Origin of the sequence: Yersinia sp. 1252 StPb PI (assembly GCF_048593885.1) — a bacterium.
In the GTDB taxonomy this organism is placed as follows: Bacteria; Pseudomonadota; Gammaproteobacteria; order Enterobacterales; family Enterobacteriaceae; genus Yersinia; species Yersinia enterocolitica_E.
On sequence record NZ_JAZGQE010000215.1, the window covers coordinates 1 to 6996 of the forward strand.

A 6996-nucleotide genomic window follows, 5' to 3' on the forward strand; every position below is an offset into this window, starting at 1 on the left:
ATTATATTATTCATTAAGTTAGTTTGGTCTCTTGGTTTTGTATTGACAGGGTTTATCAGTTTTTCACCCCGTTAGATATTGGCTTTGTTTTCTCCCACACCCCGCAATCACTCTCTCGCGACAGGAAGTCACGCGTATTTCTTGTCCGTTTTGGCCTCGGCCGCTTTACAGGGAAAGGACAGGATATGTCAGCTATAGAACCGCAGGAAAACCGGCAGACCGGAATACTGAATACCATCGAGCGTATCGGTAATGCGATGCCAGATATCACTATGTTATTTATTTATGCATTGGGTGTGTGCTGGGCGCTCTCCTTTGCATTGTCATTTATCAATTTCGACTATTACCACCCTCTGACGGGTGATCAGATTAAAGTGACTAATATGTTGGCACCCGTTGAGTTGGTGACCTTTATTACCACTATGGTCAAAAATTTTATCAACTTCCCACCACTGGCTATCACTATTGTGGCAACGTTAGGGATCGGGATTGCTGAGGGCAGTGGCTTTATTCAGGTGATGCTGAAAAAGATGCTTAACGTTACGCCACAACGAATTTTGACACCCGCAGTAATATTTATCGGGGTGGTGAGTCACGTCGCATCTGACTCGGCGTATGTTATTTTGATGCCGGTGTCTGCCATGATGTTCTATGCCAGTGGTCGCCATCCGTTGGCGGGCATCGCCGCCGCTTTCGCAGGTTTGGCCGGCGGATTTTCTGCCAGTTACACGCCATCGATTATCGATCCGATCATGCAGGGCTTCACCCAAGGTGCGGCACATATAATTGACCCGAGTTATAACGTCAATGTGTTGTGTAACTATTTCCTGAGCTTTGGCAGCACCTTTGCGGTGATTCTGGTGTGTTGGTTTATTACCGAGAAAATTGTTGAGCCACGTCTGGTTAAGTCGATGCCATTAAATGACGATCTCAGCGTGCTCCACAACAGTGATGAACTGCAAAAAGTGACACCTCAAGAGAGTAAAGCGTTTAAAAAAGCCGGGTTGACCATGTTGTTGATGCTGATTGGCCTGGCGGCTGCGCTTTACCCGGAAAATTCCTTATTGCGCTCGCCCGAGGGCAGCCTGACCCGCCCTGATGCACCGATTATGCAGGCGATAGTACCCTTGTTGTTCTTTATGTTTGCCATTCCCGGGCTGATTTATGGTTTTAGTGCCGGTACCTTCAAAAGCACCAAAGACGTTACCAGCAGCATGGAAAATATTACCCGTTCATTGGTTTCGTTTTTAGTGTTCAGCTTCTTCTGCGCCCAGTTTCTTTATTCATTCAGCCATTCCAATATCGGCACGTTGTTGGCAATCTCTGGGGCGGATTTCCTGCGCACCCTGGCAATGCCAGCCGGTTTCACTATTCTTGGGGTGATTCTGCTGTCTTGCGCCTTAGATATTATTATCACATCGGCTTCATCCAAATGGTCGATTCTGGCACCGGTATTAGTCCCGATGTTGATGGCAGTCGGTATCTCCCCTGAACTGACCCAGGCCAGTTTCCGTGTTAGCTCAACGGTGAATATCTCGACACCGATGTTTGCCTTTTATCCGTTGATCATTATGTATTGCCGTCAGTATTGCTCTAAAACCGGGGTTGGGACGCTTTGTGCCATGATGTTGCCTTATACTCTCGGGCTGACCATTGTATTAACCCTGATGCTATATCTGTTCTGGGGGTTGGGTATCCCGCTAGGATTCCAGAGTGGGTATACCTATCCGGCGGGCAGTTAATCCCCTGTTTACCTGCAATGCTGATGATATGAATTAAGTCTATAAGGAATAAGAAATGACAATGGCACTCTCAGAACAACTGACCCAACGTTTCTTCCGTTATCTGGCGGTGAGCAGCCAGAGTGATGGCGCGTCAATGACGCTACCCAGCACGGTCGGGCAGCATAAGATGGCGCAAATGTTAGCGGAAGAACTGCGCCAGTTAGGATTGGAAGATATCGTCATTGATGCCCATGCGACGGTAACTGCCCGTAAACCCGGCAACCAACCCGCCGCACCACGAATTGGTTTCATTACGCATATTGATACCGTTGATGTTGGTTTATCGCCTGATATCCACCCGCAGCGGTTGCGCTTTACCGGCAGTGATCTCTGCCTGAATCCTGAACAGGGTATCTATCTGCGCACATCAGAGCACCCGGAAATCCTTCGTTACCAAGATGAAGAAATTATTTTTGGCGATGGCACCAGCGTGTTGGGGGCGGATAATAAAGCGGCGGTCACGGTGGTGATGACGCTGTTGGAGAACCTGAGTGCCGATGATTGCCATGGGGATATCGTGGTGGCATTTGTGCCGGATGAGGAGATTGGTTTGCGCGGTGCCAAAGCGTTGGATCTGGCACGGTTTGATGTTGATTTCGCCTACACCATTGATTGTTGCGAACTGGGGGAGGTGGTATTTGAGAACTTTAACGCCGCCTCAGCCGAAATTGATATTGTTGGGGTAACGGCTCATCCTATGTCTGCCAAAAATGTGCTGATCAACCCTATCCGCGTAGCTTATGACATTATCAGTCAGTTCGACCCACAGGAAACACCGGAACATACTGAAGGGCGGGAAGGGTATGTCTGGTTTACTGATATGGTTGCCAACCCCAATCACGCCAAACTGAAGATTGCGATTCGCGATTTTGATAATGCGTTATTCGCGGCACGCAAACAGCGAATTGGTGAGGTGGTTACACAGATTGCAGCGAAGTATCCACGAGCGAAAATCAGCCATTCAGTCACCGACGTTTACAGCAATATCAGCAACTCGATAGGCGAAGATACCCAGGCGATTGATTTGATTTTCTCTGCCATGGCCGCGTTGGATATTGAACCTAAGGTGATCCCAATGCGTGGTGGTACCGATGGTGCAGCGTTATCGACTCAGGGGTTATTGACACCAAACTATTTCACCGGAGCCCATAACTTCCATTCACCGTTTGAATTTTTGCCAATTAGCTCCTTTGTAAAATCGTATGAGTTAACCCGAACTATCTGCTTGTTTGCCGCTAAATAACTTATCAGGGGAGGGGGTATATAGCCCCCCTCCTCAATGTAAACCCCGCTATTACCTTAATCTAATGCCTCTTCCTGCACTTCTAACACATGGTATGCGGTTGAGCAGAACAGTGAATTCAAACGTTTCATATCACCTAATAGCCCCATGTGCAGACTGCTGGTTTCAATACTCTGCACATTTTGTTGATGCAGGCGTTCAACGTGAGAGTGAGAATAGCGGCGGTTTAATAAACGGAAACGATGCTTGGCACGGCGTAGGCGTTTGGCGTTATTGATATCGCGGGATAAAAACACCGACATTCCTAAATCCAGATTGGCTACCAGACGGGTGTGCAGGGTATTTAACTCTTCAAACCCCTCGGCCGAAAATGGCTTACGAGCATTGAGTGACTTGGCTGCCACATCAGCAGTCATGCGGCCAATAATATCGCCAGCTTGTTGCAGATTAACCGCCGTATCAATAATTTCAGCCCAACGACGGGAATCAATCTCACCCAACTCATCCTGCTGGATTTGCGCTAAATAGAGCTTAATGGCGCTATACAGCATGTCGACTTCATCTTCCAACAAACTGACTTCATGCTTTTGCTGTTTATTCCCTTCCAGTACTTCTTTAAACCGCACCAGCATCTGCTCCAGCACATCACCCATTCGCAGGGTTTCCCGCACTGCGTTTGCTAAGGCTAACGAAGGTGTGTCGATGGCGGTAATATCAAGATAGCGCGGGGCCGAGGGTTGTAGGGTAGTTTGGTCATCGCTGACTAATCGGCTACAGATACGAGTCATCACTCCAACAAATGGCAGCATCAACAAGCAGCGCAGCAGGTTATAAAATACGTGGAAGTAAATGACCACTTCGGCGGCGGGCAAATTACGGCTAATGAGCCATTGCCCTAACATATTGACCCAAGGGAGGACTAAAATACAGCCGATCACTTTAAACAGTAGGCTGCCCAGCACCACTTGTCGGGAGATGGCATTCTGCCCACGGCTGCTGATCAGTGCCAGCAAACCACTGCCCAGATTAGAGCCAATCACAATACAGAGGGCGATATTTAGCGGAACTAAACCGGTAGCGGCCAGTGTGGCGGTCAGCAATACTGCGGCCAGACTGGAATAACTGATCATGGCGAACAGTGCGCCAATCAATAATGCCAGAATGGTATCACCGGTCAGAGATGAAAAAATGGCTTGCACGGCGGTTGCTTGCGTAATCGGCCCGGCGGCAGTGACAATCAGTTGCAGTGCCAGAATAATCAACCCGAGACCGATGCCTACCCGCCCCATCTGACCAATCCGACTTTTGCGCTGGCCGAGGAAAACAATAACCCCACCCAGGATTAGCAACGGTGAGAGCCAGGAGAGATCAAATGTCAGCACCCGGGCCATCAGCGCCGTCCCGACATCTGCCCCTAACATAATCACTAAGGCCGGCGACAAGGAGATAAGCCCCTGCGATACAAATGAGATAACCAGTAACGCGGTAGCATTACTGCTCTGTACTAGCGCCGTGACACCAATACCGGCGATAAAAGCCGTGGGTTTTTTCTGGATACTGGCGCTCAGAACCCGGCGCAGATCGGCACCGTAAACACGCATGATACCGGTGCGAACAATGTGTGTTCCCCACACCAGCAGGGCGACAGAAGAAAGCAGATGAAGCAGAGTCAGCATAGTTAATCTCAGTTGTGGCAAGACCCATATCGTTGAACTGCCTCAACGACGGTTGAACACACCTGAAAAGGCGGGTGGGCCTGGCTCTGTGTAAGTTAGATCCTATTTAAGTCTGTACAGTTTGAGGTTACGGCCATTTGACGATAAAACGGCCCGTTGATGGATGTTGCAGTGTTTTAACAGGGTTACCTTGTGGTGCAGGGCGACCGATATCTACACGCGGGTGAGTTAGGGGTAGATGTAAGGTTATTCCCCAGATAAAGGGGACTTGCAAGACGATATCGACACTAAACATGCCCCATTATAGCAATTTTTGCTGCCAATGACGTCAGTTATGGCTTTTGGTAACAATACAGTGCGGCCAAGGTGCGGTTTGCCATCTGGTGGCGTGCGCTCTCTTGACCGCTTTTATGCTGTTACCCAGCCACCCGCAGCCAGGCAAATAGCAGCGCCACCATAATCACAACCACAGCCGTGGCAATCACTAAACGTTCAGCAAATAGACGTCGCATCGGTAAACTCCTCAGGCAAAACTGTAACGTTCTGAATGATACTTCGACATAGGAACACCGATTTCATTCAGCGCAGACTCGATAGCATCCATCATGACATTGGGGCCACATATAAAATACTCGTGACTGGCATAGGGAGGGGGCAAGTGCCGTTTGAACACCTCGGCATCAATGAATCCTTTTTCCCCCGTCCAGTCTGGCGCGGGGTTCGACAACACATGCACCACGACCAAATTAAGCCGTGATTTTAATGCTTCTAACTCTTCACGAAAGGTGATCGATTCCCAATCTTTGCTGCCATAAAGTAGCAGGGCTGGCCGTTGGTCACCGCGATCAGCCAGTGTTCGCAACATACTCATCATTGGCGTTATCCCAACACCACCGGCGACCAGAACATGCATGTCTGCCGGATTTCCTAATGTGAATGCTCCATAGGGACCATCCAAATAGACCCGTTGCCCGATGGGGACTTTAGGTATGTTAGAGGTAAAATCCCCCAGATTGCGGATCGACATTTCCACGCGCCCGTCACTCACCTGTGCGCTGGATGAAAAAGAGAATGGATGGGCGGTAATGTTAAACGGGCTACCCCAAATGGTTAACCAACCGAACTGTCCGGGAGTGAAGCGAAAACCGTCATGGCCATCGGGCATCATCACCAAGGTGGCGGTATCACCCCGTTCCTGCCGTACTGCTACCACGCGATAGGGGCGTCGCAATATAAACAGCGGTTTGACGATCCGCACATACAGTAGCAAACCAAACCAAAAAAGAATCAGGCCAACCCAAAGTGCTCTTTTTAATGGGTCGTCGAGGTAAAACCCCCAGCCGACCATATGCATGACCCCGGCAACAACCGCCACTACGGCCAGAATAATGTGAGATAAATGCCAGATTTCATAGCGTATTTTTAGTTGAACTCGCCACAATGCGGTAATAACCAAAGCAATTAATGCATAGGTTGATAGGGCGGCAAAACGGGCTCGCCACGGCGCGTCGAAGGAGTTTAGTAGTGCCAATAACTCTGGACGAACAACAAATAGGATTAAGGGATGTGCGATAACCAGCCCGACTGCAATCAAAGAGATTCGTCGGTGGAAGTGATAGATAATATCCTCACCCCAAGGTTCGGTGACATAACGAAAACGGGCAGTCAGACCAAATTGTAGCCCCATTATTGCCAATCCGGCATAACCAAGGGCAATCGAAAACTCCGTCCAGAAATCTCGAGCTGGGGGTAATGTACCGGTTAATAATGCCAACAGAGGGGCCAGAATAAAAAAAAGGTATATCCCAACCCAAATGACACTACGCACAGCATAAGTCGACATATTGCTCACACCAGAATTATGAATAACATGTCAATAAGTATACTAAGCGAAACATAAGATAACCATTTATAAACATCACCATAACAATGAAGGAGCTGGGCACCAGACAGATTGAAAAGAGAGTCGTCGCCTGTGATGCTGGTATGGGGTCTAGCGTAATTGGGGCGTCGGTTTTGAAAACAAAGCTGAAGAAGGTCATGATCGATATTAAAGTATCCAACGCTAAAATGGAGGAGATCCCCAGCGATACCGACTTGGTCATAACGCATGTTCAACTGATTGAACGAGCCAAAAAATTACATGGAGATAACGGCATCACCTTTATGTCTATTACTCAGTTTATTGAGGGAAGCCAATGTGATGAAATTGTGGAATATATAATAAAATAAGCAATTAGAGGTTATTGGCGGGGATGCAGCGAGTATCCCCTCTTTTTTCATCAGAAGTGAC

Annotated in this window: 6 protein-coding genes; 3 read left to right on the plus strand and 3 right to left on the minus strand. The window is 48.5% G+C overall.

Annotated elements, in window-relative coordinates; genetic code table 11:
* The first annotated feature begins 185 nt into the window (after positions 1-185).
* Both V2A85_RS20800 and pepT read left to right on the plus strand, forming a co-directional pair.
* The gene (locus V2A85_RS20800; RefSeq protein ID WP_420072245.1) at positions 186-1742 is read left to right on the plus strand and encodes an AbgT family transporter; all 1557 of its coding nucleotides are present in this window, start codon (positions 186-188) and stop codon (positions 1740-1742) included.
* Positions 1743-1797: 55 nt separating this feature from the next.
* Positions 1798-3027 (plus strand): peptidase T, encoded by a 1230-nt coding sequence (gene pepT, locus V2A85_RS20805; protein ID WP_372560551.1) that lies wholly within the window; start codon positions 1798-1800, stop codon positions 3025-3027.
* A gap of 56 nt (positions 3028-3083) precedes the next feature.
* Here pepT and V2A85_RS20810 read toward each other — a convergent pair whose 3' ends face one another.
* The 3 genes from V2A85_RS20810 to V2A85_RS20820 all read right to left on the minus strand — a co-directional run bounded on the left by V2A85_RS20810 (position 3084) and on the right by V2A85_RS20820 (position 6546).
* A complete protein-coding gene (locus V2A85_RS20810; RefSeq protein WP_083162515.1) occupies positions 3084-4703 on the minus strand; it encodes a Na/Pi cotransporter family protein in 1620 nt (539 codons plus the stop codon).
* Positions 4704-4830: 127 nt separating this feature from the next.
* Positions 4831-4998: a hypothetical protein gene (locus V2A85_RS20815; RefSeq protein ID WP_372560552.1), complete on the minus strand. Its 168-nt coding sequence runs from the start codon at positions 4996-4998 to the stop codon at positions 4831-4833.
* Between the two features lie 228 nt (positions 4999-5226).
* Entirely contained in the window at positions 5227-6546 is a 1320-nt protein-coding gene (locus V2A85_RS20820; protein ID WP_083162517.1) for a ferric reductase-like transmembrane domain-containing protein, read from the minus strand.
* Positions 6547-6632: 86 nt separating this feature from the next.
* Here V2A85_RS20820 and V2A85_RS20825 point away from each other — a divergent pair, with 86 nt between their 5' ends.
* Complete coding sequence (locus V2A85_RS20825; RefSeq protein WP_420072246.1) at positions 6633-6935, plus strand: hypothetical protein; 303 nt, start codon at positions 6633-6635, stop codon at positions 6933-6935.
* Positions 6936-6996: the final 61 nt, after the last annotated feature.